Source organism: Burkholderia sp. AU32262 (assembly GCF_020419985.1).
GTDB classification, from domain to species: Bacteria; Pseudomonadota; Gammaproteobacteria; order Burkholderiales; family Burkholderiaceae; genus Burkholderia; species Burkholderia semiarida.
Genome location: NZ_JAIZRS010000007.1, coordinates 82,997 through 109,030, shown reverse-complemented (window position 1 = coordinate 109,030; position 26,034 = coordinate 82,997). Strand labels below are relative to the sequence as shown.

Sequence of the window (26,034 nt, the reverse complement as noted above, 5' to 3'; positions counted from 1 at the left end):
GCTCAGCTCTGGCTCGTCTTCGGCAGATAGTTGTTGCCGACGATCTCGCCGAACGGCCCCGACAGCGGGCCGGCCGCTCTCTCCACGCCCTTGCCCTTGATCAGCGGGAACACGAGCTCGGCGAAGCGATACGACTCCTCGAGGTGCGGATAGCCGGACAGGATGAACGTCTCGATGCCGAGATCCGCGTATTCGCGCATGCGTTCCGCGACCTGCTCGGGATTGCCGACGAGCGCCGTGCCGGCGCCGCCGCGCACGAGCCCCACGCCGGCCCACAGGTTCGGATAGACCTCGAGCGTCTCGCGGCCGCCGCGCTTGCCGCCGTGCAGCGCGGCCATCCGGCGCTGGCCTTCCGAATCCATGTTCGCGAACGCCTTCTGCGCACGTGCGATCGTGTCGTCGTCGAGCCGGCTGATCAGCCGCTCGGCGTCACGCCATGCTTCGTCCTCGGTCTCGCGCACGATCACGTGCAGGCGGATGCCGAACTTGATCTTGCGGCCGCGCGCGTCGGCACGGGCACGGATGTCGGCGATCTTCTTCGCGACGGCCTCGGGCGGCTCGCCCCAGGTCAGGTAGGTATCGATGTGATCGGCGGCGATCGCGTGGGCGGCCGGCGACGAGCCGCCGAACCACAGCGGCGGATGCGGGCGCTGCACGGGCGGGTAAAGCGCCTTGCCGCCTTTCGACTGCAGGTGCTTGCCGATGTAGTCGAACCCGCCGTTGTCGTGCGACGCGGCAAGCAGCCCGCGCCAGATGTTCAGGAAATCGTCGGTAATCTCGTAGCGCGTGTCGTGATCGGCGAAGAGGCCGTCGCCTTCGAGCTCGGCCGCATCGCCGCCCGTGACGACGTTGATCAGCAGGCGGCCGCCCGACAGGCGGTCGAACGTCGCGGCCATCCGCGCGGCGAGCCCCGGCGAAGCGATGCCGGGGCGCACGGCGACCAGGAACTCCAGGCGCTGCGTCGCGGGAATCAGGCTCGACGCGACGACCCACGCATCCTCGCAGGAGCGGCCGGTCGGCAGCAGCACGCCGTCGTAGCCGAGCGTGTCCGCCGCCACGGCGACCTGCTTGAAGTAATCGTAGTCCGCGGCGCGCGCGCCTTCGGCCGTGCCGAGATAGCGGCTGTCGCCATGCGTGGGGATAAACCAGAACACATTCATCTGCTGCTCCTGCTTGACTGTCACTGCCGAAATTTGAAAAAAACATCGCCCTGCTCGCGTCGCGGATGAGCGACGCATGCATGGTGTGCATTCGAATCGGGATGGCTCGCCGGTCACGCCGTGCAGCGGACGAGGACGCGATCGCACGGCTGTTTCTGGGAAACCAGTCTAGGGATCGGTACCAGGCTTTGGAACGATTTTTTTGAGCTTAGGTTTTCCGCTTTCGTGATTAGCACGACGCTGGAGCGAATATCGCCGCGGCCGGGCCCTATAATGGCGCACCTATCCGAATAACTCCGCGCGCCCGGCCCCGGCCGTGCGCGCCTGCGGTGCACTCATCGATGCAGAAAGTCATCCTGCCCTTCCTGTCCGGCTTCCTGGCCGCCCTGTTCTTCCGCGAGTCCACGCTCGCCCTTCTCCACACGGCCGACCTGATCGCCGCAACCGGCTTCTCGACACAGCCGTTCGCGCCGCTCGGCATTCCTGAATTTGTCGCGAACGCACTGATCAGCGCGTGCTGCGCGATTCCGATGGCGTGGCTGTTGCGCGTCTCGCCCGAGCGCGAAGCATCGTGGATCGGCGCGCTCGTGTTCGGCGGTATCGTGCTGACGGCCGCCCGCGTGTTCGCGATCGATCCGCTGCGCGGCATCTGGCCGTCGGGCAACATGCTGCCCGTGCTGGCGGCCGGCTTCGCGGCGAATGCGGTGTGGGGCTTCGGCGCGCTCGTGTTCATGCGCGCGTTCATGTCGGACGACGCGGGCGACGAATAACGCCGGCGCGCGCGACGCGTCCTTCGGGACCAGCCGACTTCCATGACAAAGGCCGCGTGCATCTGCACGCGGCCTTTGCGTTTCCGTGTCGCGCGTCGGTCGGCCGCGCGGGCCAGCCCGACCGGCGTCAGTCCTTCAGCTTGCGCAGCGGATGGGTGTCGGGCGTCCACGGACTGTCGAACATCGCGAGCACGTCGGCGCGCGCGACGTCGGCGGCCGACTTGAAGCGCCACACCGGCTGGTGATCCTTGTCGACGATCAGCGCGCGCACGCCTTCGATCACGTCGCCGTGCGCGAAGGTCGAGCGCGTGAGGTCGAGATCGCGCCGCAGGCAATCGGCCATCGTCGCGCCGCGCGCGCGTTCGACGACTTCGAGCGACACGGCCATCGACAGCGGCGACAACTGCTCGCGCATCGCATGGGTCGCCTTCTCGATCCACCCGTCGACCGCCGCGCAATCGGGCTCGGCGTCGAGCGACGCGAGGATCGTGTCGAGGTCGGGCTGCGCGAAATGCCTGTCGATCCCGGCGCGCGCATCGGCAAGCGCCGACGTGTCGGGCGTCGGCACGACCTTGTGCGCGGCAGCCGCGTCGGTCACGCACGCGACGGCCTGCGCGCCGCTGTCGATGCGCGCGCCGCGCAGCGTGTCGAGCAGCGCCGGCAGCGCGGCATCGGGCAGATAGACGTCGGCGAGTTGCGCATACAGCGCGCCGGCCGCGTCGAGCGTCGCGCCGGTCACCGCGAGATAGCGGCCGATCGCACCGGGCGTACGCGCGAGAAACCAGCTCATCCCGACGTCCGGGAACAGGCCGATGCGCGTTTCGGGCATCGCCATCTTCGTCGAATCGGTCACGACGCGCAGGCCGCCCGTGTGCCGCGCCGCCTGAGAGATCCCCATGCCGCCGCCCATCACGACACCGTGCATCAGCGCGATGTACGGCTTCGGATACGTGAAGATCGCATGGTTCAGCGTGTATTCCTCGATGAAGAACGTGTCGACCGCGTCGCGGTCGCCGCGCTGCCACGCGTCGTGGAAGAAGCGCACGTCGCCGCCCGCGCAGAACGCGCGCGGATGCGGGCTGTGCACGACGACCGCGACGACGTCGGGATCGTCGCGCCACGCGTCGAGCGCCTGCTGCATCAGCCGGATCATGCCGACCGACAGCGCGTTCAGCGCCTTCGGCCGGTTCAGTTCGAGAAAGCCGATGCGGTTCGCGACATACGCGCGCACGTCGGGCTGGGCGGATTCGGCGGAAACGGCGGCGGAAGTGGAATCGGTCATGAAGGTCGTCCGGCAAACGGCAGTCGCACGCTCAGTGCGCCTGCATCTTCGAGAACAGGTTCAGCACCACGACACCCGCGATGATCAGCCCGAGGCCGATCACCGCCGGCACGTCCGGCACCTGACGATAGAGCAGCATCGCGACGAGCGTGATCAGCACGATGCCGGCGCCCGACCAGACTGCATAGATGATGCCGACCGGCATCGTGCGCAACGTGAGCGACAGGCAGTAGAACGCGACGCCGTAACCGGCGACGACGAGCACCGACGGCCACAAGCGCGTGAAACCGTCCGCCGCGCGCAGCGCGGACGTGCCGATCACTTCCGCGACGATCGCGATCGCGAGCCATGCGTAGCCGGGCAATTGCATCGCTCAGCTCCTTGCGAGGGCCAGTACCGCGTAGTCGTGGCCGAGCTCGGCGCACAGCGCCTCGACGACGAACTCGTGATCCGCGCGCTGCGGCAGCCCGGACGCGGTGATCGAGCCGATCACGCCGGCGCCGGCGACGGTCAGCGGAAACGAGCCGCCGTGCGACGCATACTCGGCGACCGGCAATCCGTGCTTGTCCGCGAGCGTCGCGCCGGCCTGCTGCATGCGCAGGCCGATCGCGTACGAGCTGCGGCGAAAATGCGCGACGACGTTGCGCTTGCGGCGCACCCAGTCGGCGTTGTCGGGCGTGGCTCCGGCGAGCGCCGCGTAAAACAGCGGCTGGCCGAACGTGACGATGTCGATCGCGATCGCATGACCGCGCGACGTCGCGAGCGCATGCATCCGGTTGCCGAGCGCCCATGCGCGAGCCGGGTCGAAATGGGGAAACACGAGCGCCTGTTCCTGCGCGCCGATCGATTGCAGATCGTGAGCGATGTCCATGAATCCGTCGATGCAGTAAGGAGAACCGCAACGGCGCCGATGCGATCGCGCAGGGCCGCTGCCGGGATGACGACACAAACCGCTCGATTCTAGCGCACGTGCCTGCCCGTACCGGCCCCACCAGCGCTCGCCATGCGATTGTCACAAAACACTTGCACGCATTCGGGATAGCCCCTATAATTCAATTCTTCGACGGACGCGGGGTGGAGCAGTCTGGCAGCTCGTCGGGCTCATAACCCGAAGGTCGTAGGTTCAAATCCTACCCCCGCAACCAACCGTCCAGAATTTCGCAAAAAGCCCGGCCTCGCGTCGGGCTTTTTGTTTTTGCGCGTCCGGTCGCCGCGCGCTCTTCGCTCGCGCGCCCGCCGTTTCGCACGACACGCCGCCGCATGCGCAGGCGTTCAAGAATGCCGCGGCCCGGTGATACACTCGCATCACCTCGTCCCTTCCACTCGACATGAAATTCTGCTCCGTCTGCGGTCACGAAGTCCTCGCGCGCATTCCTCCGGGCGACAATCGTGAGCGCTTCGTCTGCGATCACTGCGGCACGATCCACTATCAGAATCCGCGCAACGTCGTCGGCACGGTGCCGGTCTGGGGCGACCAGATCCTGCTGTGCCGCCGCGCGATCGAACCGCGCTACGGATTCTGGACGCTGCCGGCCGGTTTCATGGAAATGGGCGAAACGACCGCGGAAGCCGCCGCGCGCGAAACCCTCGAGGAGGCCGGCGCGCGCGTCGAGGTGCAGAACCTGTTCACGCTGCTGAACGTGCCGCACGTGCACCAGGTCCATCTGTTCTACCTCGCACGGCTCACCGACCCGGGCTTCGAAGCCGGCGAGGAAAGCCTCGAGGTGAAACTGTTCGACGAAGCGGACATCCCGTGGGACGAGATCGCGTTTCCGACCGTCAGCCAGACCCTGCGGTTCTTCTTCGCCGATCGCGCCGCCGGCGACTACGGCGTGCACACCGGCGATATCTTCCGCTCGCTGCGCAACGGCTGAGCCGCGCCCCATGGTTCCCTGGCTCGGCCCGGACGATCCGTTCCCGCCCATCGAGCGCGCGCTCGGCCCCGCGACGGGTGCGCCCGGGCTGCTCGCCGCGAGCGCCGACCTGCTGCCGTCGCGCCTCATCGACGCCTACCTGCGCGGCATCTTCCCGTGGTACTCGGACGGCCAGCCGGTGCTGTGGTGGAGCCCCGACCCGCGCATGATCCTCGTGCCGGCCGAATTCAAGGTGTCGCCGTCGCTGCGCAAGACGCTCAAGCGCGTGCTGCGCGAGCCTCAATGGGAAGTGCGCGTCGATCACGACTTTCCCGGCGTGATGCGCGCCTGCGCGCAGGCGCCGCGCCGCGGGCAGCGCGGCACCTGGATCACCGCCGAGATCATCGACGCCTATACGTCGCTCTACCGCTCCGGCAACGCGCACAGCATCGAGACGTGGCACGACGGGCGCCGCGTCGGCGGCCTGTACGGCGTGTCGTTCGGCCGGATGTTTTTCGGCGAGTCGATGTATGCGGACGTGACCGACGCGTCGAAAATCGCGCTGGCCGCGCTCGTCGCGCACCTTCGCGAGCACGGGCTGGAGATGATAGACTGCCAGCAGAATACGTCGCATCTAGCGTCGCTCGGCGGCCGCGAGATCGCACGCAAGGCCTTTGTCGCTCACGTGCGCTGCGCGGTAGCCGAACCGCCGATTCCGTGGCACTTCGACAAGCGCGTGCTCGCCGCGCTGACGAGCCCCGCCGAAACGGCGGCGCCCACCGGGACCGAGCGCTAGCGCGGCACTCCTTCCCTGCATCGAGAGCTGCCCATGACTCATCCGACTGAGCTGCCGCTTTCACCGCTTTCGGCGCTGCAATTCTATGCAACGGCGCCCTATCCGTGCAGTTATCTGGACGGCCGCATCGCGCGCTCGCAAGTCGCGACGCCGAGCCACCTGATCAATTCCGACATCTACACCGAGCTCGTGAAGGCCGGCTTCCGCCGCTCGGGCGTGTTCACGTACCGCCCGTACTGCGACGGCTGCCGCGCATGCGTGCCGGTGCGCGTGCCGGTCGCCGCGTTCGCGCCGACGCGCACGCAGCGCCGGATGTGGAAACGGCACCGCGCGCTGGTCGCGACGGTGTCGCCGCTGCACTACGACGAAGAACACTACGCGCTCTACATGCGCTACCAGTCCGCGCGCCATGCGGGCGGCGGCATGGACCGCGACAGCCGCGACCAGTACGAACAGTTCCTGCTGCAAAGCCGGATCAACTCGCGCCTCGTCGAATTCCGCGACCTCGACGCGCCGGGCGGCGAATCCGGCAAGCTGCGCATGGTCAGCATGATCGACATCCTCGGCGACGGCCTGTCGTCGGTCTATACGTTCTTCGAGCCCGACGACCGGCACACGAGCTACGGCACCTACAACATCCTGTGGCAGATCGAGCAGGCGAAGAGCCTCGGGCTGCCCTACGTGTACCTCGGCTACTGGATCCGCGAGAGCCCGAAGATGGCCTACAAGGCGAACTTCCATCCGCTCGAAGGGCTGATCGACGGCCGCTGGAAGACGCTCGATCCGGAACGGGTCGACCTGCCGCCCGTCGACGCGGCGCTCGCGCGCGCGCCGTTGCCGGGCGGGCATTCCGGGTCGAGCTGACGCGCGCCGCGGCGGCTACGAAGCGAAGCGCGCCCGTGCCGCGCAACTCCCGGTAAAATAGCGGGTTGTCATTCATTCCGGCCGTCCGCCCCATTCCCGTGTTCAGTTCCCTCTACCCGCTGGCCCGCGCATCCCTGTTCAAGATGGATGCGGAAGACGCTCACCACCTTACGCTGCGCGCGCTCGGCGCGGCCGGCCGTACGGGCCTCGCCTGCGCGCTGTCGGCGCGCGTGCCCGACGCGCCGCGTACCGTGATGGGGCTCACGTTCCGCAACCCGGTCGGCCTCGCGGCCGGCCTCGACAAGGACGGCGCGGCCATCGACGGCCTCGCGGCGCTCGGCTTCGGCTTCATCGAGGTCGGCACGGTCACGCCGCGCCCGCAGCCCGGCAATCCGCGCCCGCGGATGTTCCGGCTGCCGCAGGCCGAAGCGCTGATCAACCGGATGGGCTTCAACAACCACGGCGTCGACCAGTTCGTGAAGAACGTGCAGGCCGCCCGCTATCGCGGCGTCCTCGGCCTGAACATCGGCAAGAACGCCGACACGCCGATCGAGCGCGCCGCCGAGGATTACCTGTACTGCCTCGAGCGCGTGTATCCGTTCGCGAGCTACGTGACGATCAACATCTCGTCGCCGAACACGAAGAACCTGCGCCAGTTGCAGGGCGCGGGCGAGCTCGACGCGCTGCTCGCCGCGCTGAAGGACAAGCAGCAGCGCCTCGCCGACCTGCACGGCAAGCTCGTGCCGCTCGCACTGAAGATCGCGCCCGATCTCGACGACGAACAGGTCAAGGAAATCGGCGACACGCTGCTGCGCCACAAGATCGAAGCGGTCATCGCCACCAATACGACGCTGTCGCGCGCGGCCGTCCAGGGCCTGCCGCATGCGGACGAAGCCGGCGGCCTGTCGGGCCGCCCGGTGTTCGACGCATCGAACGAAGTGATCCGCAAGCTGCACGCGGAAGTCGGCAACGACGTGCCGATCATCGGCGTCGGCGGCATTTTCTCGGGCGAGGATGCCCGTGCGAAGCTGGCGGCCGGCGCGGCGCTCGTCCAGCTCTATACCGGCTTCATTTATCGCGGCCCGGCGCTCGTGTCGGAATGCGTGAAGGCGATCGCCAGCGAACGCAGCGCGTAATATAGCCATAAGCAAAGTATATTTAGCTGTCGATAGCGTTTTTGCTATCATCGCCGTATGACGAAAACCATTGACCCCGCGAGGGCAAGGACACACACGATGAAATTTCCGCTGTTGAAGAAGCTGCTGGTTGCCGGCGCGATCGGCATGTCGTTCGCCGCGGCAACCGCGCATGCGGCCGACCTCCTCGACCAGGTCAAACAACGCGGCACGCTGCGCGTCGGCCTCGAAGGCACGTTCCCGCCGTTCAACTCGAAGAGCCCGCAAGGCGACCTCGTCGGCTTCGACGTCGACATCGCGAAGGCCGTCGCGGCGAAGCTCGGCGTGAAGGCGGAATTCGTGACGACCGAATGGAGCGGCATCATCGCGGGCCTGCAGGCCGGCAAGTTCGACGTGATCGTCAACCAGGTCGGCATCACCGACAAGCGCAAGGAAACGCTCGACTTCTCGCCCGCATACACGTACTCGTCCGCGCAGCTGATCCAGCGCAAGGACGACACGCGCGCGTTCAAGTCGCTGGAAGACCTGAAGGGCAAGAAGCTCGGCGTCGCGCTCGGCACGAACTACATGGACATGGCGAAATCGGTGCCGGGCATCGACGTGAAGACGTACCCGGGCGCGCCCGAGTATCTGCGCGATCTCGCGGCCGGGCGCCTCGACGCGGCGCTCAACGACCGCCTGATGCTCGCGTACCTGACGAAGAATTCGCAGCTGCCGCTGCGCCCGGGCGCGAACGTCGGTTCGGCGAACCCGTCGGGCATCCCGTTCAAGAAGGGCAACCCGAAGTTCCAGAAGGCGATCGACGACGCGATGGCGCAACTCGAAGCCGACGGCACGTTCACGAAGATCTCCGACAAGTGGTTCGGCATCGACGTGACGAAACCGCTCAAGTAAGCACGCCTGCATTTCCCGCCTGACGGCGGGCCGGAAAGGGCGGCATCCGCAACGATGCCGCCCTTTGTTTTATCGGTCCGGTTTATGATTGCGCTTTCGCGCACGCATTCGCTTCGTATTCCATGTCGACAACGTCCCTGCTCGTCCAATCGCTGCCGGTGCTCGCCCAGGGTGCCGTGCTGACCGTCAAGTTCGCCGTGCTGTCGATGGTGTTCGGCCTGCTTGGCGCCGTCGTGCTCGCGATGATGGGCATCCGGCAGAGCGAAGCGCTCGACGGCTTCGAGCGCATCTGGGTCAACGCGCTCGCGTGGCTGGCGCGCGCGTACGTGAGCCTGATGCGCGGCACGCCGCTGCTCGTGCAGATCTTCGTCATTTATTACGGGCTGCCGAGCCTCGGCATCTCGCTCGACCCGACGCCGGCCGGCGTCATCGCGCTGTCCGCGAACGTCGCGGCCTACATGTCGGAAAGCATGCGCGGCGCGATCAACGGGATCGCGCGCGGCCAGTGGCTCGCCGCGTACAGCCTGGGGCTGTCGTGGGGGCAGACGCTACGCTACGTGATCGGCCCGCAGGCGCTGCGCATTGCGGTGCCGAGCCTGTCGAACAGCCTGATCAGCCTGATCAAGGACACGTCGCTCGTGTCCGTGATCACCGTGACCGAACTGCTGCGCAGCGCGCAGGAAGTGATCGCGGCGACCTATCAGCCGCTGCCGCTCTATCTCGCCGCCGCGGCCGTGTACTGGATCCTGTGCCAGATCCTCGAATGGGTGCAGCGCTGGTACGAAAAGCGCCTGTCGCTGCCGTCGCGGCACTGAGCCACGCGGTTGCACCGGGCCCGCGCTCGCCGGCCCGACGCCCACCTTCCCGTCTTTCCGTCTATTCGCCCGAATAACGCACGCCGAGCACGGCGCGCGCCGCATCGGTCATCGCGATCATCCGCCGCGAATGGTCGTGCGTCATGATCGGGCTTTCGGTCTCGCCCGCACGCAGCAGCTCGCAGAAGTGCTCGGTCTCGTAGTTCAGCCCGCCGCCGTCGACCGACGCATCGAGTTCGACGGTGCGCCCGTCCGCGTAGCGGATCGTCGCACGCGCGGGGTTCCACCACTTCTCGTGAATCGTCACGTGGCCGCCCGCCGCGGCGATCAGCGCGTCGCCGCGCCCCATCACGTCGAGACCGCAAAAGAGCTGTGCGATCCCGCCGTTCTCATGCACGCTGTTCAGGCTCGCGAACAGGTCGACGCCCGTCGCGCCGACGCGTCCGAGCGTCTGCACGTCGCGCGCCGCGCCGAGCCAGTCGACGGCAAGGAACGCCTCGTAGATGCCGATGTCGAGCAGCGCGCCGCCCGCGCGATCGAGCCGATAGACGGAATGCGCCTCCGGCACCGACGACGATGCGCAGCCCGCCCGCACGAGCCGGATCTCGCCGATCGGATCGTCACGCAGGTGCGCACGCAACTGACGGTACAGCGGAAAGAATGGCGGCTTCATCGCCTCCATGAAGAGCCGCCCGGCAGCGCGCGCCGCGTGCAGCACCGTGTCGAGTTGCGCGGCGTTCAGCGCGGCGGGTTTCTCGCACAGCACCGCCTTGCCGGCAGCCAGTGCGGCCAGCGTGTACTGCGCATGGCTGTCATGGAGCGTCGCGATGTAGACCGCGTCGATATCGCTCGCGAGGAGCGCGTCGAGGCTCGCGGCAGGCGTGCCGCCGCATGTCTCGCAGAAGGCGGCCGTTGCGTCGGCGCGGCGGGCCCAAGCGCCGGCGAGCGTGGCGCCCGGCACGTGCGCGAGGCTTTGCGCGAAGCGGCGCGCGATGCTGCCTGCGCCGACGATGCCGAAGCGCACCGGGCGATGGTCGTTGTCGTTCATCCTGATCTTCCGTGTCGGTCGTATGGCGGTTGCCGGCACGCTGCCGGCCGGCCGTCATGATAAACGGCCCCGCGGCACGCGGATGGACGACACGCGCGCCGTCAGGCCCGCACCGGCACGTCGACCGAGAAATCGCGCGAAATCTCGTCCGCGCTGAAATCGATCAGCGCGAGCGACGCTGCTTCGGCTTCGCGCGGGTCGCGCCGCTCGATCGCGTCGACGACGCGCGCATGCGCCTTCACCGCGATGTCGTGCGCGCCTTCCTTCTGCACGACGCGCGGATTCACGAGACGCACCGCCCCGCGCACGATCGCCGCCATCTGCTGGAAGAACTGGTTGCCGCTTGCCTGGACGATCCGCGTATGCAGCAACTCGTCCGCCGTGTCGTAGCCGGAATCGCCCGGCTGCAGCACCTTGAACGCATCGAACGCTTCGCGAATGCCCGCGATGTCGGCGGCCGTCGCACGCACGGCCGCCTGCGCGGTCGCGCGTGGTTCGATCAGCATCCGGAACTCGATGACGTCGCGCATGAACTGCGGATCGGGCTTTGCCCGAAATCGCCAGCTCACGACGTCTTCGTCGATCATCCGCCAGTCGCGCATCGGCCGCACGCGCGTCCCGACTTTCGGACGCACGTCGAGCATGTCGCGCGCAAGCAACATCGACAACGCCTCCCGCATCACCGTGCGGCTCACGTCGAACTCTTTCGACAGCACGTCCTGCGGCGGCAAGATGCCGCCGTACTTGTCCTCGACGATACCCGAGACAAGCCCATCCATCACTTTGGCGACCAGTGACCGGTCTTTGCCCTGCTCCATGACACCTCCCCGTGCGTCGATTTGCGAACACCTGCTCCGCAGTTCCGCCGGCCCTGGTTACTACTCTGTTCTTATGATCTATAAGTTGATGAGTTCGACGATATTTCGCTATCTGGTAAACACCTGACAGGGTTATCCCTCTTTTGAACGAGGTGATTTATACGGCTAAAAAAAAAGCCCGGGAAGCGCGCCGCGCCTGCCGGACCCCGGTTTCCACAAGATTTAACTATGCAATCCGTGACGACCGATATCGCGCCGTTACGGACTGCTTCTCATTCAGTTTCAGCCAGCCGGATAAGCGATCGTTTCAACGCCGTTTTCCGTGCCGAGCAAGCACAGATTCGCGCCGCGCTCGGCGAACAGGCCGACCGTCACGACGCCCGGCCATGCGTTCACCTGTGCCTCGAAACCGCGCGGATCGGCGATCTGCAGGCCCTTCACGTCGATGATCTCGTTGCCGTTGTCGGTGATGTAGGGTGCGCCGTCCTTCGTCACGCGCAGCACGGGCACGCCGCCGAGCGCGGTCACGCGCCGGCCGATCGCCGTGCGCGCCATCGGTACGACCTCGATCGGCAGCGGGAACGCGCCGAGCACCGGCACGCGCTTGCTCGCGTCCGCAATGCAGACGAACGTGTCGGCCACCGACGCGACGATCTTCTCGCGCGTCAGCGCGCCGCCGCCGCCCTTGATCATCGCGCCGCCGGCGTCGATCTCGTCGGCGCCGTCGACGTACACCTGAAGCGAGTCGATCTCGTTCAGGTCGAACACCTTGATGCCGTGCGATTTCAGGCGTTCGGTCGTGGCGACCGAGCTCGACACGGCGCCGCGATAGCGCGACTTGACGGCCGCGAGCGCGTCGATGAAGCAGTTGGCGGTCGAGCCGGTGCCGACACCGATCACGGCGCCTTCCGGCACGTTCTGGATCACGTAATCGGCGGCGGCCTGGCCGACGAGGCGTTTGAGTTCGTCTTGAGTCATGGCGTGGTAATGCTGCGGGATTGCTGAAAACCGCCAGTTTACCGGAGTCGGCGGACGCCCCCGCGTTTTTCGGCGTGCAATGCGCCGCGCATTCAGCGCGTGTCGGCCACCGGAGCGGGGACCGCCGTTTGCGCGCCGGGGAAGTACTTATCGAGCAGCGCCTGCGCGATCGCGTCGCTTTCCGCGTCCGGGTCGCCCGCGTAGTCGGACGGCCGGAAATGCATCTGGAACGCCGCGAACACGCGCCGCGTGCGCGTGTCGAGCACGCCGTCGGTCGGCACGTCGTAGCCGTAGCGCGCAAGCTTGAGCTGCAGTTCGCGCACGTCGACCGGCGCGTGCGGGTCGCGGCCGCCGAGCCGCGCGGCAACGGTGGCGTCGTCCGGCCACGCGCCGATGCCTGCTTGCGCGAGCGCATGCCACGGGAACAGCGGCCCGGGATCGATCTTGCGTTGCGGCGCGATGTCGCTGTGCCCGACCACGCGCGTCGGCGCAATCCCGTAGCGCGCGACGATGTCCTTCGACAGGCGGATCAGCGCGTCGACCTGTTCGGGCGGATACGGCTGCCAGGTGCGCTGCTGCGGGTCGAGCGGGCCGCGGTTTACGTTCTCGATGCCGATCGACACCGCGTTCAGCTCGGTCGTGCCCTGCCACTCGCTGACGCCCGCGTGCCATGCACGCCGCGCTTCCGGAACGAGCTGGTGGACGACGGGCATCCCGCGCTCGGTGGGCGGCCGCGGCGGAACGACGTAGTGCACGCTGACCGAATCGCCGGTCAACGTGCGCAAGGATTTCGTCTCGTCGCTTTCGGTGTAGTGCATCACGAGAAAGCGAATCCGCGAATCGGCGCCGCGCGCGTGCAGGCTCGTGTCGGCGTAGTAGGTGCCGCGCTCGACGAGCGACGGCGACGTGCAGGCCGCCAGCAGGCCGAGCACGGCGCAGGAGATGCCGGCACGAAACAGGGTCATCGGTCGCGGGTTCCGGGTAGCCGCGTGCCGCCTTGCATCGGGGCACGCGTCGCTTGGGTGATTCGACGCCCGCGCATCGCGCGCGGGACGGGCGGGCCCGGGGCTCAGCCCTTCACGCGCCGCTGGCGCACGGCTTCGTACAGGCACACGCCGCTCGCGACCGACACGTTCAGGCTTTCCACGCTGCCGGCCATCGGGATGCTCATCACTTCGTCGCAGGTGTCGCGCGTGAGCCGGCGCATGCCTTCGCCTTCCGCGCCCATCACGAGCGCGACCGGGCCGTCGAGCTTCGTTTCGTAGAGCGTCGCCGGCGCCTCGTCCGACGTCCCGATGATCCACACGCCGGCTTCCTTCAGCTCGCGCAGCGCACGGGCGAGGTTCGTCACGGTGATGTAGGGCACGGTATCGGCTGCACCGCTCGCCACCTTGGCGGCAGTCGCGTTCAGGCCGACCGCCCGATCGCGCGGCGCGATGACCGCGTGCGCGCCGGCCGAATCGGCGACCCGCAGGCACGCGCCGAGATTGTGCGGATCGGTGACGCCGTCGAGCACGAGCAGCAGCGCGGGCCCGTTGATGCCGTCGAGCAGCTCGGACAGGTTCTGCGCGAGCGGCATGTCCTCGACGCGCGCGACGACGCCCTGGTGGCGCTCGGTATGCGCGAGCCCCCACAGGCGCGTTTCGTCGGCTGCGATCAGCCGCACGCCCGCTTCCTTCGCGGCGTGCAGGAACTCCTGCATGCGGCGGTCGCGGCGCGTCTGGTCGTACAGCACCTCCGCCACCGTCGATGCATCGTGCCGCAAACGTGCGGTCACCGCATGAAAACCGTAAAGAACCTTCAGACGTGACATGACTGGAACAACCTTCGATCAAACAGGCGGCCGCGCGATGCGCGCAGCCGCAATCCATGGAAAAGGAAAGCGCCGCGTGGCCGGCCGATGGCCGGTAACGCGGCGTCTCTCGATACAGCGGGGCGTGCGCACACGCCGCCCCGAACGCTCAGTACTTCTTGCGGGCGCGGGCCTTCTTCGCGGTCGGCTTCGCCGGCGCGCCGCCGCCACCGCCGCCCTTCTTCTTCGCGGCGCCACGTGCGGCGCGCGCTTCCTTCACCGCGACGCTCGGCGCGCTCGCGGCCTTCTTGCCACGCGGCACGGTGTCCTCCACCGGCGGCAGCGCACGCACGCGCGGGCCGCTGCCGTTGCGATCGACGCCGGCAGCCGGTGCGGGCGACGGACGCGGCGCCTTCACCGGCGTATCGCGCACGAGGCGGAAATCGATCTTGCGCGCGTCGAGATCGACGCGGCTCACCTGCACGCGCACGCGGTCCGACAGGCGATAACGGATACCCGTGCGTTCGCCGCGCAGCTCGTTCTTGATCTCGTCGTACTGGAAGTAGTCGGAGCCGAGCTCCGTCACGTGCACGAGCCCTTCGATGAACAGCGTGTCGAGCTGCACGAAGATGCCGAACGACGTCACGCCGTTCACCATCCCGCCGTACTCCTCGCCGAGCTTGTCGCGCATGAAGTAGCACTTGAGCCACGCCTCGACGTCGCGCGACGCCTCGTCCGCACGGCGCTCGTTCGCCGAGCAGTGCAGGCCGAGCTCCTCCCAGATTGCCGTGTTCGAACGCGAGCGGCCGCGCGCCTCGTCGTCGGCCTGCTGCATCGCGCGGGCGCGCGGCGACAGCGCGGTGTTCAGCTCGAAGCCTTCCGGCGCCTTCGGCACGTACTTCTTGCCGGACAGGATCGCGTAGATCGCGCGATGCGTGAGCAGGTCCGGGTAGCGGCGGATCGGGCTCGTGAAGTGCGCGTACGCCTCGTATGCGAGACCGAAGTGGCCGATGTTGTCCGGGCTGTAGACGGCCTGCTGCATCGAGCGCAGCAGCATCGGCTGCAGCATCTGCGCGTCCGGCCGGTCGCGGATCTGCGCCATCAGCGCCGCGTAGTCGCTCGCGTGCGGCTTGTCGCCGCCGCCGAGCGACAGGCCCATGCCGCGCAGGAACGCACGCAGGTTCTCGAGCTTCTCCGGCGTCGGCCCCGCGTGCACGCGGTACAGGCCCGGATGCTTGTTGCGCTTCAGGAAATCGGCCGCGCAGACGTTCGCGGCCAGCATGCATTCCTCGATCAGCTTGTGCGCGTCGTTGCGCTGGCGCGGCACGATCTGCTCGATCTTGCCTTGCGAGTTGCAGACGATGTAGGTCTCGGTCGTGTCGAAATCGATCGCGCCGCGCTTTTGACGTGCGGCGAACAGCGACTTGTAGACGCCGTACAGATCCTGCAGGTGCGGCAGCAGATCCGCGCGGCGCGCGGCCTCCGGCCCCTTCGTGTTCGACAGCACGGCGGCGACTTCGGTGTACGTGAGGCGCGCCGCCGAATGGATCACGGCCGGATAGAACTGGTATGCCTTGATCTCGCCGCGCGCGGTGATCACCATGTCGCATGCGAGCACGCAGCGGTCGACCTGCGGGTTCAGCGAACAGAGCCCGTTCGACAGCTTCTCCGGCAGCATCGGGATCACGCGGCGCGGGAAGTAGACCGACGTGCTGCGCTCCAGCGCGTCGGCATCGAGGCCGCTGCCCGGCTGGACGTAGTGCGACACGTCGGCGATCGCGACGATCAGCCGGTAGCCGTCGCCGCGGCCGACCTTGACCGGCTCGCAGTAGACGGCATCGTCGAAGTCGCGCGCGTCCTCGCCGTCGATCGTCACGAGCGGCACGTCGCGCAGGTCGACGCGGAAACGCAGGTCGGCCGGCCGCACCTTGTCGGGCAGCGCGGCGGCTTCGTCGAGCGCCGGCTGACTGAATTCGTGCGGCACGCCGTACTTGCGCACCGCGATCTCGATTTCCATGCCCGGATCGTCGATATCGCCGAGCACCTCGACGACACGGCCGAGCGGCTGCGAATGGCGGCTCGGGAAATCGGTCAGCTCGACGACGACGACCTGCCCGACCTTCGCCTTCTTCACGTTCTGCGTGATCAGGATATCGTGGCCGATACGCTTGTCTTCCGGCGCGACGATCAGCGCACCGTTCTCGTTCAGCAGGCGGCCGATCACGCGCTTGTTCGCGCGCTCGGTGACTTCGACGACATGCCCTTCAGGGCGGCCGCGGCGATCGTAGCCGACGATCCGCGCGAGGACGCGATCGTTGTGCATCACCTTCTGCATTTCGCCGTTCGGGAGGAACAGGTCGTCCTGGCCGTCGTCGCGGATCACGAACCCGTAGCCGTCGCGATGCCCCTGCACACGCCCTGCGACGAAATTCGACGGATGGGTCAACTGATAGTGGCCGCGCTTGTCGAGGCGGATCTGGCCATCGCGCTCCATCGCGGCGACCCGCCGGAAGAACCCCTCGCGCTCCTGACGCTTGATCGACAGGGCTTCGGCGATGTCGTTGGCGGCTAGCGGCGCGTCGCTCGTACGCAGCACGCCGAGAATTTCTTCACGGCTCGGAATGGGGTACGGATATTTGCTCAAGGGTTTGTCGATGATTGTTCTCGTTGCGTTGACTGATGGTGCACGGCATCAACATAGAGGTGTCCGTCTGACAGTTCTATATTGACGGCGGCGGGTCATTCTATCACCCGCCCGTGTCGCCAAATGTCGCGAATGCCGCCCGCAGGCGCGGCGACGGCCGGTTTGCGATGCATCGCAAAAAAGTGTTGACAGGGATAATTGGGGCGCTATAATTTCGCTTCTTTGCAGCAAGCAGCTCCTGCAAAACGTGCCCAGGTGGCGGAATTGGTAGACGCACTAGGTTCAGGTCCTAGCGGTGGCAACATCGTGGAGGTTCGAGTCCTCTCCTGGGCACCATCTGTTTTTAAAAAGGTCGGCTTCTAGCCGGCCTTTTTCATTTCAAGCCCAGGAAGCAAAGTGCTTCCTGCATTCAAAAAGGTCAGCGAAAGCCGACCTTTTTTCGTTTGCCCGGCGGACGCCGCCGGCCGACCGTGCCGTACGCGGTCCCGCCCCAGCCCTCCCTTTCACCCGCTCAGGCGGCACGCGAGCAACCTATTGCGCGTCGACACGAAACGCCAGACATCTGGCTGGTAATGAAGTGCAGCGGAAGTGCAGCGAGAATCCGGCCACCATCGTGCACAGGATCAGGACCGCGAAGATCCAGTAGAGTGCACGGGAAAAGCAATCGTCGCTCTGGATCTTGAACTCGCCATTGTTCGAGAGGGCCGCGGCCGGCAGCGACATCCCCGCGACACGAATCGCCTGCAGCGCGACATGCGATAGTTCGTGGTCCGAATTGCCGGTCCTGGCCACGGACCGCGGGGCCGGCTCGCGTCGATACGGAACCACGGGACCGGAACCTCGCCGCAACTGGGCGCTTCCGATTCGCCGAGGTGCGAGCGGGCGATCGAGCGCGAGCGAAATATTTTGGGAGCTCCGATGAAATTGTGTTGACAGCCACTCGGGACCAGCTATAATTGCGGTCTTTCGCATCGCAGCAAGCGAAACGTGCCCAGGTGGCGGAATTGGTAGACGCACTAGGTTCAGGTCCTAGCGGTGGCAACATCGTGGAGGTTCGAGTCCTCTCCTGGGCACCATCTGTTTTTTAAAAAGGTCGGCTTCTAGCCGGCCTTTTTTCATTTCAAGCCCAGGAAGCAAAGCGTCTGCGCGCTTTGCGCGAGGACTCGAAAGGCTGCGCTTGCAAGCGCAGCCGGGGTCGCGCATGGGTGACCGAGTCCTCTCCTGGGCACCATCTGTTTTCGAAAAGGTCGGCTTCTAAGCCGGCCTTTTTCATTTCAAGCCCAGGAAGCAAAGCGCCTGTCTTCGGCCCTTATGTCGGCCGCTCCGATCGATAGCAGAATTTATCGGTTATCAATCACCCTCTCCCGTTGTTACGTTAGCCGCCTCGCTTTCAACGCATCCAACGAGGAGCACCCTTCATGACGTCGATGAACCGCCGCGCATTCGCACGCGCAATGCTGGCCGCAGGCCTCGCTGCCGCCGGCGTCCGCGCGCACGCCGAGAATGCGCCGGGCACATTGCGCATCGGCTACCAGAAGTCGTCGACGCTGATCACGCTGCTCAAGACGCGCGGCACGCTCGAGCAGGCGCTGACGCCGCTCGGCCTGCGCGTGTCATGGCATGAATTCGCGAGCGGATTGCCGCTGACCGAAGCACTCAATGTCGGCGCCGTCGACTTCAGTGCCGATGTGGCCGATACGGTCCCGGTCTTCGCACAGGCCGCGCATGCGCATTTCGTGTACGTCGCGCAGGAGGCGCCTTCGCCGAAAGCGCAGGCGATCGTCGTCAAGCAGGACAGCGCGCTGCGCACGCTCGCCGATCTCAAGGGCCGGCGTATCGCGGTCACCAAGGCGGCCGGCAGCCACTACCTGCTGCTTGCCGCGCTCGCACGCGCGAAGCTCGCGCCCGCCGAGGTGGCGATCCATTACCTGACGCCCGCGGACGGCCGCGCCGCGTTCGAGCGCGGCAGCGTGGACGCATGGATCACGTGGGACCCCTATGTCGCGTCGGTCGACCGGAATCCCGACGTACGGATCCTGGCCGACGGCAACGGACTCGCGTCGTACCAGCGCTATTACCTTGCATCGAGCAGCTTTGCCGCCGCGCGCCCCGACGTCGTCCAGATTCTGTTCGACCAACTGTCGCTGGCCGGCGCGTGGCTGCGCGACCATCCGCAGGAGGCCGCGAACACGCTCGCACCGATCTGGGGGCTCGATGCCGCGACGATCGCGCGGGCGAATGCGCGACGCAGTTACCTCGTCCGCGCGGTGACCACGCAAAACTTCGGCGAACAGCAGAAGATCGCCGATACGTTCCTGGCGGCTGGACTGCTACCCGCCCGCGTCGATACGAGCCAGGCGCAGCGCTGGAATTTCGCCGCGAAGCGTGCGGAACCGGTCGGCGCGTGACGGCCTCGCGGCGCAATATTTTTATCGTCGCGGATGAAATTATGTTGACAGGCTCAGTCAACACGCTATAATTTCGGTCTTTCGCATCGCAGCAAGCGAAACGTGCCCAGGTGGCGGAATTGGTAGACGCACTAGGTTCAGGTCCTAGCGGTGGCAACATCGTGGAGGTTCGAGTCCTCTCCTGGGCACCATCTGTTTTTTAAAAAGGTCGGCTTCTAAGCCGGCCTTTTTTCATTTCAAGCCCAGGAAGCAAAGCGCCTGCGCGCTTTGCGCGAGGGCTCGAAAGGCTGCGCTTGCAAGCGCAGCCGGGGTCGCGCATGGGTGACCGAGTCCTCTCCTGGGCACCATCTGTTTTCGAAAAGGTCGGCTTCTAGCCGGCCTTTTTCATTTCAAGCCCAGGAAGCAAAGCGCCTGCGCGCTTTGCGCGAGGACTCGAAGGCTGCGCTTGCAAGCCCGGCGCATGCAGGCCCGAGCGACAATCGCGACGCGCGGCCGGCCCCACTTTCACCAGACGAATTCGAAATTCCCGGCCTCGCGGCGAGCCGCGTGTGCCCTGCCCGACGCGCCTTCCCCCGCCGCAACCGGGATTTCCCTAGGCTGACAGGTCGCCGCTCACGCGGTTAAATAAATCAACGTGATTTATTTAATGCGCCGCCGCACGGCGCGCCATGGAAGGAGACGCCATGAGAAGCCCGCACTTCGGCCAGGGAAGCAATTCGGCCAACGTGCGCCGTTACAACGAGCGCCTGCTGCTGAAGACGCTGCGCCGCGCGGGCAGCGCATCGAAGGCCGATCTCGCCCGTCTCGCGAGCATGACGGGTACGGCGGTCGGCAGCATCATCGCATCGCTCGCCGACGCGAAGCTGATCCAGTTCGCCGGCCGCACCGAAGGCCAGCGCGGCCAACCCGCTTCGCTGATCCGTCTCGATCCGCGCGGCGCATTCGGCATTGGCGTCCATCTCGACCGCATGCGCATCGAGACGGCGCTCGTCAACTTCGCCGGCGACGTGCTCGGCCGCCGCTCGCACGACACGCTGCTGCCCCCGCCCGCCGACGTGCTCGAAATCGTGCGTCGCGACATCGACGCGATGCAGGCCCTGCTCCCCGACCATGAACGCGCGCGCCTGACCGGCGTCGGCGTCGCGCAGCCGTACAACCTCGGCGCGTGGATGCGCGAGCTCGGTCTCGCGCCGGACACGTTTCACGCCTGGGAAGACGTCGATTTCGCGGCCGACCTCGGCCGCACGCTGTCTCTGCCCGTGTTCGGCGAAAACGACGGCAACGCGGCCGCGATCGCCGAACTGTTCTACGGGTACGGCCGGCAGTGCGACGACTTCGTCTACCTGTTCATCGGGCCGGCGATCGGCGGCGGCATCGCGATCGACGGCGACTGCCTGCGCGGCGTGACCGGCAATGCGGGCGACATCGCGGTGATTCCGGTGCCGCCGAGCCGGCTGGCCTCCGCGCCGCCGCCGCGCGGCCCGTGGGACATCCTGCTCGCACGCGCATCGCTGCATGCGCTCGTGCGCCACCTGCGCCATCACGGCGAGACGGTCGAGAACCGCGCCGATCTCGAAGCATGCATCGCCCGCGGCCTGCCGGCCGTCGACGAATGGATCGACGACTGCGTCGACGCGCTCGCGCCGGCGTTGCGCGCGGTGCTGTGCGTGATCGACGCGCCGGTGGTCGTGCTCGACGCCGACACCGACGCGGGCCTGCTCGACGCGGTCACGACCCGCCTGCGCGCGGCGCTCGTGGCCACCGCGCCCGAGGCGCGCGGCACGCCGGTGCTCGTACGCGGCACGTTCGGCGCCGACGCCGGCGCGATCGGCGCCGCCACGCTGCCGATGTTTTTCAACTTCTCCCCGCGGGCCGGCATCCTCAAGGGCGCCCGCACCGATTCGCAGGAGGTCCACCATGTCGCGTTCTGAGTCGCCCCGTCCGCTGCTCGAAATGCGCGGGATCAGCAAGACGTTCCCGGCCGTACGCGCGCTCGACAACGTCAGCCTGACCGTCTATCCGGGCGAGATCCATTCGCTGATGGGCGAGAACGGCGCAGGCAAGTCGACGCTGATGAAGATCCTGTCGGGCGCATACCGCGCCGATGCCGGCGGCGAGATCCTGATCGACGGCGAACGCATCGACATCGACGGCCCGCTCGCCGCGCGCGATGCCGGCGTCGCGGTGATCTACCAGGAGCTGTGCCTGTCGCCGAACCTGACCGTCGCGGAAAACATCTACGTCGGCCGCGAACTGCGTCGCGGCAACCGGCGCTGGGGCACGATCGACCGCGCGGCGATGGCGCGCGGCTGCCAGGACGTGCTCGCGCGCCTGGGCGCCCCGTTCGGGCCCGACACGCTCGTCGACACGCTGTCGATCGCCGAACAGCAGCTCGTCGAAATCGCGCGCGCCGTGCACACCCGCGCCCGGATCCTCGTGATGGACGAGCCGACCACGCCGCTGTCGTCGCGCGAAACCGAACACCTGTTCCGACTGATCCGCCAGTTGCGCGAGGAAGGTCTCGCGATCATCTACATCAGCCACCGGATGGCGGAGATCTACGAACTGTCCGATCGCGTGTCGGTGCTGCGCGACGGCACGTACGTCGGCACGCTGGAGCGCGAGGCGCTGTCGGCCGACCGGCTCGTCGGGATGATGGTCGGCCGCGACATCTCCGGTTTCTACAAGAAGGAACACGCACCGTACGACCCCGGCCACCTGCTGCTGTCGGTCCGCGACATCGCCGACGGCGCGCGCGTGCGCGGCTGCAGCCTCGACTTGCACGCAGGCGAGGTGCTCGGCATCGCGGGGCTCGTCGGCGCGGGCCGCACCGAGCTCGCGCGGCTGATCTTCGGGGCCGAGCCGCGCGTGCGCGGCGACGTGAAGCTCGGCGAGCGCACGTTCGGCGCGCACTCGCCGCGCGACGCGATCGACGCGGGCCTCGTCTACCTGACGGAAGACCGCAAGCGCCAGGGCCTGTTCCTCGACATGAGCGTGCGCGACAACATCAACATCTCGGTGTGCAACCGCGATGCCCGGCTCGGCGCGCTCGACCTCGCGCGCGGCGCCGAACGTGCGCGCGACGCCATCGCATCGCTGTCGATCCGCGTCCCGCACGCGAACGTCAACGTCGGCGCGCTGTCGGGCGGCAACCAGCAGAAAGTGCTGCTGTCGCGCCTGCTCGAGACGAAGCCGCGCGTGCTGATCCTCGACGAACCGACACGCGGCGTGGACATCGGCGCGAAATCCGAGATCTACCGGATCATCAACGAACTGGCCCGCGCCGGCGTGGGCGTGATCGTGATCTCCAGCGAGCTGCCGGAAATCATCGGCGTCGCCGATCGCGTGCTCGTGATGCACGAAGGCGAGATCGCGGGCGAACTCGGCGGACACACGCATACGCCGATCACGCAGGAAGCGATCATCGCGCTCGCCACCGGCTCGCAGGCCGAACTGGCCGACGCGCACTGAGCCGCCCTTTTCATTTCACTCTTACCTTCAGGCTACCGAAATGATCAACCCGACCAAGCAGCGGAACCTCGCTTCCGCGACCGCCCAGCCGGTCGCCAACCGCACGCCCCTGATGCGCGGCGCCGATCATCGCGCCCGCATGCAATCGCTGATCCGCACGGCCGGCATGCTGCCGGTGCTGCTGGTCCTGTGCGTCGGCTTCGGCTTCCTGACCGACGGCTTCTTCACGTTGCAGAACCTGTCGATCGTCACGCAGCAGGCGTCGATCAACATCGTGCTCGCCGCCGGCATGACGTTCGTGATCCTGACGGGCGGCATCGACCTGTCGGTCGGCTCGGTGCTCGCCGCCGCGGCCGTCGCGGCGCTCATCGCGTCGACCATTCCCGGTTGGGGCTGGCTCGGCGTGCCGTTCGCGCTCGCCGTAGGCCTCGTGTTCGGCGCGATCAACGGCGGGCTGATCTCGTTCCTGCGCCTGCCGCCGTTCATCGTCACGCTCGGCGCGATGACGGCCGTACGCGGCGTCGCGCGCCTGATCGGCAACGACACGACCGTGTTCAACCCGCAACTGCCGTTCGCGTTCATCGGCAACGGCTCGATCCTCGGCGTGCCGTGGCTCGTCGTGATCGCGTGCGCGGTGATCGCGATCTCGTGGTTCATCCTGCGCCGCACGGTGCTCGGGATGCGCATCTATTCGGTCGGCGGCAACCCCGAAGCCGCGCGCCTGTCGGGCATCAACGTGCGGGCGATCCAGATGTTCGTGTATGCGGCGTCGGGCCTGCTCGCGGGCCTCGGCGCGGTGATGTCGGCCGCGCGCCTGTATGCGGCCAACGGCCTGCAGCTCGGCCAGTCGTACGAGCTCGACGCGATCGCCGCGGTGATCCTCGGCGGCACGAGCTTCGTCGGCGGCGTCGGTTCGATCGTCGGCACGCTGATCGGCGCGCTGATCATCGCGGTACTGACCAACGGCCTCGTGCTGCTCGGCGTGTCCGACATCTGGCAGTACATCATCAAGGGGCTGGTGATCATCGGCGCGGTCGCGCTCGACCGCTATCGCCAGCGCGACTCGGCCCGTACCTGACACGCTTGCCTCACCGCGCATTTCTTGTCGCGCATTCGTTATCGTTCAACCATCGGCGCGCAGGCAGGTCTTCCTGCGCCCGTTCGCCAACAGACCTCTCGGAGACACAACGACATGTTCAAGCACACCGCCGCCCTGACCGCCGTCGCCTGCGCACTCGCCTTCGGCGCCACCGCCGCCCAGGCAGCCGACAAGCCGCTGAAATCAATCGGCGTCACGGTCGGGTCGCTCGGCAATCCGTACTTCGTCACGATCGTGAAAGGCGCCGAAGCGCGCGCGAAGCAGCTCAACCCGAATGCGAAAGTCACGGCCGTATCGGCCGACTACGACCTGAACAAGCAGTTCACGCAGATCGACAACTTCATCTCCGCGCACGTCGACATGATCCTGCTCAACGCGACCGACCCGAAGGCGATCGAGCCGGCGGTGAAGAAGGCGCAGGCGGCCGGCATCACGGTCGTCGCGGTGGACGTCGCGGCGGCCGGCGCGAACGCGACCGTGCAGACCAACAACGTGAAGGCCGGCGAACTCGCGTGCGACTACCTCGCGAAGAAGCTGAACGGCAAGGGCAACGTGATCATCGAGAACGGCCCGCAGGTGTCGGCCGTGATCGACCGCGTGAACGGCTGCAAGACCGTGCTCGCGAAGAACCCGGGCATCAAGCTGCTGTCGAGCGACCAGGACGGCAAGGGCTCGCGCGAAGGCGGGATGAATGCGATGCAGGGCTACCTGACGCGCTTTCCGAAGCTCGACGGCGTATTCACGATCAACGACCCGCAGGCGATCGGCACCGATCTCGCGGCGAAGCAGCTGAACCGCCCGAACATCGTGATCACGTCGGTCGACGGCGCACCCGACATCGAGGTGGCGCTGAAGTCGAACACGCTCGTGCAGGCGTCGTCGAGCCAGGATCCGTGGGCGATGGCGCAGCAGGCCGTCAACGTCGGCTACGGGATCATGAACGGCCAGAAGCCGGCCAATCCGATGATCCTGATCGAGCCGACGCTCGTCACGCGCGACAACGTGAAGACCTACAAGGGCTGGAGCTCCCCGCGCTGATCGCGGCGCCCGCGCCCGCCCGCCCGCGAGGCCGGGCGGTGCCGGGCCGCGTCTGCGCGCGCGACGGCCGGCACTGCCCGCCTGTTCAGATCAACCGCTGTACGGCCGCGTGCGATGCCGCGGCACAAGGTTTCCCCATGACGACGACGTTTCCCCGCCTGATCGTGTTCGGCGAAGCGCTGACCGACTTCATCCGCGACGACGCGCAGCACTGGCGCAGCATCGCCGGCGGCTCGTGCTGGAACGTCGCGCGCGTCGGCGCGCGGCTCGGCGCGCCGACCGCCTTTGCCGGCACGGTCAGCCGCGATACCTTCGGCGAGGAGCTGATGCGCAAGAGCGCCGACGCGGGGCTCGACATGCGCTTCATCCGGCAGGTGGACCGCGCACCGCTGCTCGCGATGGTCGTGTCGAAGCAGCCGCCCCACTATTTCTTCATCGGCGAAAACAGCGCCGATCTCGCGTTCGATCCGGCCGACTTGCCGGCCGGCGCCTTCGACGCGGCCGACATCGTGCACGTCGGCTCGCTCGGCGTGGTGCGCGAGCCGCTCGCGTCGCGCCTGATCGAAGTCGCGCAGGCCGCGCGGGCGGCCGGCAAGCGGATCTCGTTCGATCCGAACTTCCGCGCGCCGATGGCCACGCCGTCGTACCGCGACACGCTGCGCCGGCTGAGCGCGCTCGCCGACTGGATCAAGGTATCCGACGAAGACCTGCGCGGGCTTTTTCCCGAACTCGACGAAGCGGCCGCGCTCGCGCAACTGCGTGCATGGGCGCCCGACGCGACGATGCTCGTCACGCGCGGCGCAGCCGGCATGCAACTGCTGCATCGCGATACCGTGCTGTTCCAGCCCGCGTTCCCGACCGAGGTCGCCGACACGGTCGGCTGTGGCGACGCGAGCATCGGCGGCTGGCTCGCGAGCCAGCTCGCCCGGCCCGACGCGTCGGCCGCCGAGCATCTGCGCTACGCGGCCGCGTGCGCGGCCGTCGTCTGCGAGCATGCGGGCGCCTATGCGCCGACGGCCGCGGAAGTGGCCGGCATGATCGAGCGCACCGGCGCCGGCGCCGCGCTTTCGCAATAGACGGCGCCGACGCGCGGCGCGGGCGGTGCGTCGAGCGCCGCGAAATGATCGGGCTGCGGCGAGTCGGCGTCGGGGCGGATCGTCCTCGAGCC

General features: G+C 67.3%; 24 protein-coding genes and 4 tRNA genes. 17 read left to right on the top strand and 11 right to left on the bottom strand.

From position 1 onward, the window contains the following. Window positions 1–2 precede the first annotated feature (2 nt). The gene (gene ssuD, locus LGN10_RS10665) at window positions 3–1,160 is read right to left on the bottom strand and encodes an FMNH2-dependent alkanesulfonate monooxygenase (RefSeq protein WP_226223220.1); all 1,158 of its coding nucleotides are present in this window, start codon (window positions 1,158–1,160) and stop codon (window positions 3–5) included. Between the two features lie 341 nt (window positions 1,161–1,501). On the opposite strand from ssuD, the gene LGN10_RS10660 reads away from it, so the two are divergent. Beyond that, a complete protein-coding gene (locus LGN10_RS10660; protein WP_226223218.1) occupies window positions 1,502–1,930 on the top strand; it encodes a hypothetical protein in 429 nt (142 codons plus the stop codon). Between the two features lie 127 nt (window positions 1,931–2,057). Here the strand turns inward: LGN10_RS10660 and LGN10_RS10655 are convergent, their stop codons facing one another. The 3 genes from LGN10_RS10655 to LGN10_RS10645 are packed head-to-tail and all read right to left on the bottom strand — an operon-like array spanning window position 2,058 to window position 4,083. Continuing rightward, window positions 2,058–3,212: an enoyl-CoA hydratase/isomerase family protein gene (locus LGN10_RS10655; protein ID WP_226223216.1), complete on the bottom strand. Its 1,155-nt coding sequence runs from the start codon at window positions 3,210–3,212 to the stop codon at window positions 2,058–2,060. A 31-nt stretch (window positions 3,213–3,243) separates the two neighbouring features. Continuing rightward, a complete protein-coding gene (locus LGN10_RS10650; protein ID WP_371090929.1) occupies window positions 3,244–3,576 on the bottom strand; it encodes a DMT family transporter in 333 nt (110 codons plus the stop codon). 9 nt (window positions 3,577–3,585) lie between these two features. Continuing rightward, on the bottom strand, window positions 3,586–4,083 hold the full coding sequence (locus LGN10_RS10645) for a heme-degrading domain-containing protein (RefSeq protein WP_006476110.1): 498 nt from the start codon (window positions 4,081–4,083) through the stop codon (window positions 3,586–3,588). A gap of 197 nt (window positions 4,084–4,280) precedes the next feature. Here LGN10_RS10645 and LGN10_RS10640 point away from each other — a divergent pair. The 7 genes from LGN10_RS10640 (at window position 4,281) to LGN10_RS10610 (ending at window position 9,570) form a co-directional block, all read left to right on the top strand. Next, window positions 4,281–4,357: transfer RNA gene (locus tag LGN10_RS10640), tRNA-Met, on the top strand. A 183-nt stretch (window positions 4,358–4,540) separates the two neighbouring features. Continuing rightward, complete coding sequence (locus LGN10_RS10635) at window positions 4,541–5,086, top strand: NUDIX hydrolase (RefSeq protein ID WP_006476111.1); 546 nt, start codon at window positions 4,541–4,543, stop codon at window positions 5,084–5,086. A gap of 10 nt (window positions 5,087–5,096) precedes the next feature. Continuing rightward, on the top strand, window positions 5,097–5,861 hold the full coding sequence (gene aat / locus LGN10_RS10630) for a leucyl/phenylalanyl-tRNA--protein transferase (protein WP_226223213.1): 765 nt from the start codon (window positions 5,097–5,099) through the stop codon (window positions 5,859–5,861). Between the two features lie 33 nt (window positions 5,862–5,894). Continuing rightward, entirely contained in the window at window positions 5,895–6,725 is an 831-nt protein-coding gene (locus LGN10_RS10625) for an arginyltransferase (protein ID WP_226223212.1), read from the top strand. Between the two features lie 98 nt (window positions 6,726–6,823). After that, a complete protein-coding gene (locus tag LGN10_RS10620) occupies window positions 6,824–7,861 on the top strand; it encodes a quinone-dependent dihydroorotate dehydrogenase (protein WP_081059091.1) in 1,038 nt (345 codons plus the stop codon). A gap of 99 nt (window positions 7,862–7,960) precedes the next feature. Continuing rightward, entirely contained in the window at window positions 7,961–8,755 is a 795-nt protein-coding gene (locus tag LGN10_RS10615) for a cystine ABC transporter substrate-binding protein (protein ID WP_059584318.1), read from the top strand. Between the two features lie 122 nt (window positions 8,756–8,877). Beyond that, the gene (locus tag LGN10_RS10610; protein ID WP_006484207.1) at window positions 8,878–9,570 is read left to right on the top strand and encodes an amino acid ABC transporter permease; all 693 of its coding nucleotides are present in this window, start codon (window positions 8,878–8,880) and stop codon (window positions 9,568–9,570) included. Between the two features lie 61 nt (window positions 9,571–9,631). Here the strand turns inward: LGN10_RS10610 and LGN10_RS10605 are convergent, their stop codons facing one another. The 6 genes from LGN10_RS10605 to rnr all read right to left on the bottom strand — a co-directional run bounded on the left by LGN10_RS10605 (window position 9,632) and on the right by rnr (window position 16,850). Then, a complete protein-coding gene (locus LGN10_RS10605) occupies window positions 9,632–10,618 on the bottom strand; it encodes a Gfo/Idh/MocA family protein (RefSeq protein WP_226223210.1) in 987 nt (328 codons plus the stop codon). Between the two features lie 101 nt (window positions 10,619–10,719). Continuing rightward, window positions 10,720–11,436 (bottom strand): FadR/GntR family transcriptional regulator, encoded by a 717-nt coding sequence (locus tag LGN10_RS10600; RefSeq protein ID WP_060318338.1) that lies wholly within the window; start codon window positions 11,434–11,436, stop codon window positions 10,720–10,722. 282 nt (window positions 11,437–11,718) lie between these two features. Then, window positions 11,719–12,414, bottom strand: coding sequence for a ribose-5-phosphate isomerase RpiA (gene rpiA, locus LGN10_RS10595; RefSeq protein WP_059584323.1), 696 nt, complete (start codon window positions 12,412–12,414; stop codon window positions 11,719–11,721). 92 nt (window positions 12,415–12,506) lie between these two features. Beyond that, window positions 12,507–13,379 carry an N-acetylmuramoyl-L-alanine amidase gene (locus LGN10_RS10590; RefSeq protein WP_059584325.1) on the bottom strand — a complete coding sequence of 291 codons (873 nt, stop codon included), beginning with the start codon at window positions 13,377–13,379 and terminating at the stop codon, window positions 12,507–12,509. Window positions 13,380–13,483: 104 nt separating this feature from the next. After that, entirely contained in the window at window positions 13,484–14,227 is a 744-nt protein-coding gene (rlmB, locus tag LGN10_RS10585) for a 23S rRNA (guanosine(2251)-2'-O)-methyltransferase RlmB (RefSeq protein ID WP_006484150.1), read from the bottom strand. 148 nt (window positions 14,228–14,375) lie between these two features. Next, window positions 14,376–16,850, bottom strand: coding sequence for a ribonuclease R (gene rnr / locus LGN10_RS10580; protein WP_059584327.1), 2,475 nt, complete (start codon window positions 16,848–16,850; stop codon window positions 14,376–14,378). Between the two features lie 249 nt (window positions 16,851–17,099). Between rnr and LGN10_RS10575 the strand changes: the two genes are divergently transcribed. Further along, a tRNA-Leu gene (locus tag LGN10_RS10575) sits at window positions 17,100–17,186 on the top strand. A 195-nt stretch (window positions 17,187–17,381) separates the two neighbouring features. On the opposite strand, the gene LGN10_RS10570 is transcribed toward LGN10_RS10575, so the two are convergent. After that, window positions 17,382–17,642 (bottom strand): hypothetical protein, encoded by a 261-nt coding sequence (locus LGN10_RS10570; RefSeq protein ID WP_226223208.1) that lies wholly within the window; start codon window positions 17,640–17,642, stop codon window positions 17,382–17,384. Between the two features lie 197 nt (window positions 17,643–17,839). Between LGN10_RS10570 and LGN10_RS10565 the strand changes: the two genes are divergently transcribed. The 8 genes from LGN10_RS10565 to LGN10_RS10530 all read left to right on the top strand — a co-directional run bounded on the left by LGN10_RS10565 (window position 17,840) and on the right by LGN10_RS10530 (window position 25,942). Continuing rightward, a tRNA-Leu gene (locus tag LGN10_RS10565) sits at window positions 17,840–17,926 on the top strand. A gap of 342 nt (window positions 17,927–18,268) precedes the next feature. Next, window positions 18,269–19,258, top strand: coding sequence for an aliphatic sulfonate ABC transporter substrate-binding protein (locus LGN10_RS10560; protein ID WP_226223206.1), 990 nt, complete (start codon window positions 18,269–18,271; stop codon window positions 19,256–19,258). A 104-nt stretch (window positions 19,259–19,362) separates the two neighbouring features. Next, window positions 19,363–19,449 (top strand) — tRNA-Leu (locus tag LGN10_RS10555). A 492-nt stretch (window positions 19,450–19,941) separates the two neighbouring features. Continuing rightward, window positions 19,942–21,189, top strand: a complete 1,248-nt coding sequence (locus tag LGN10_RS10550) for an ROK family protein (protein WP_059638833.1) — start codon at window positions 19,942–19,944, stop codon at window positions 21,187–21,189. Further along, entirely contained in the window at window positions 21,176–22,729 is a 1,554-nt protein-coding gene (locus tag LGN10_RS10545; protein ID WP_226223204.1) for a sugar ABC transporter ATP-binding protein, read from the top strand. Before LGN10_RS10550 ends, LGN10_RS10545 begins: the two co-directional genes overlap by 14 nt. A 40-nt stretch (window positions 22,730–22,769) precedes the next feature. Further along, window positions 22,770–23,807 carry an ABC transporter permease subunit gene (locus LGN10_RS10540; protein ID WP_060965989.1) on the top strand — a complete coding sequence of 346 codons (1,038 nt, stop codon included), beginning with the start codon at window positions 22,770–22,772 and terminating at the stop codon, window positions 23,805–23,807. 114 nt (window positions 23,808–23,921) lie between these two features. Continuing rightward, window positions 23,922–24,866 (top strand): ABC transporter substrate-binding protein, encoded by a 945-nt coding sequence (locus LGN10_RS10535; RefSeq protein WP_059575703.1) that lies wholly within the window; start codon window positions 23,922–23,924, stop codon window positions 24,864–24,866. A gap of 137 nt (window positions 24,867–25,003) precedes the next feature. Then, on the top strand, window positions 25,004–25,942 hold the full coding sequence (locus tag LGN10_RS10530) for a carbohydrate kinase family protein (protein WP_226223202.1): 939 nt from the start codon (window positions 25,004–25,006) through the stop codon (window positions 25,940–25,942). Window positions 25,943–26,034 lie beyond the last annotated feature (92 nt).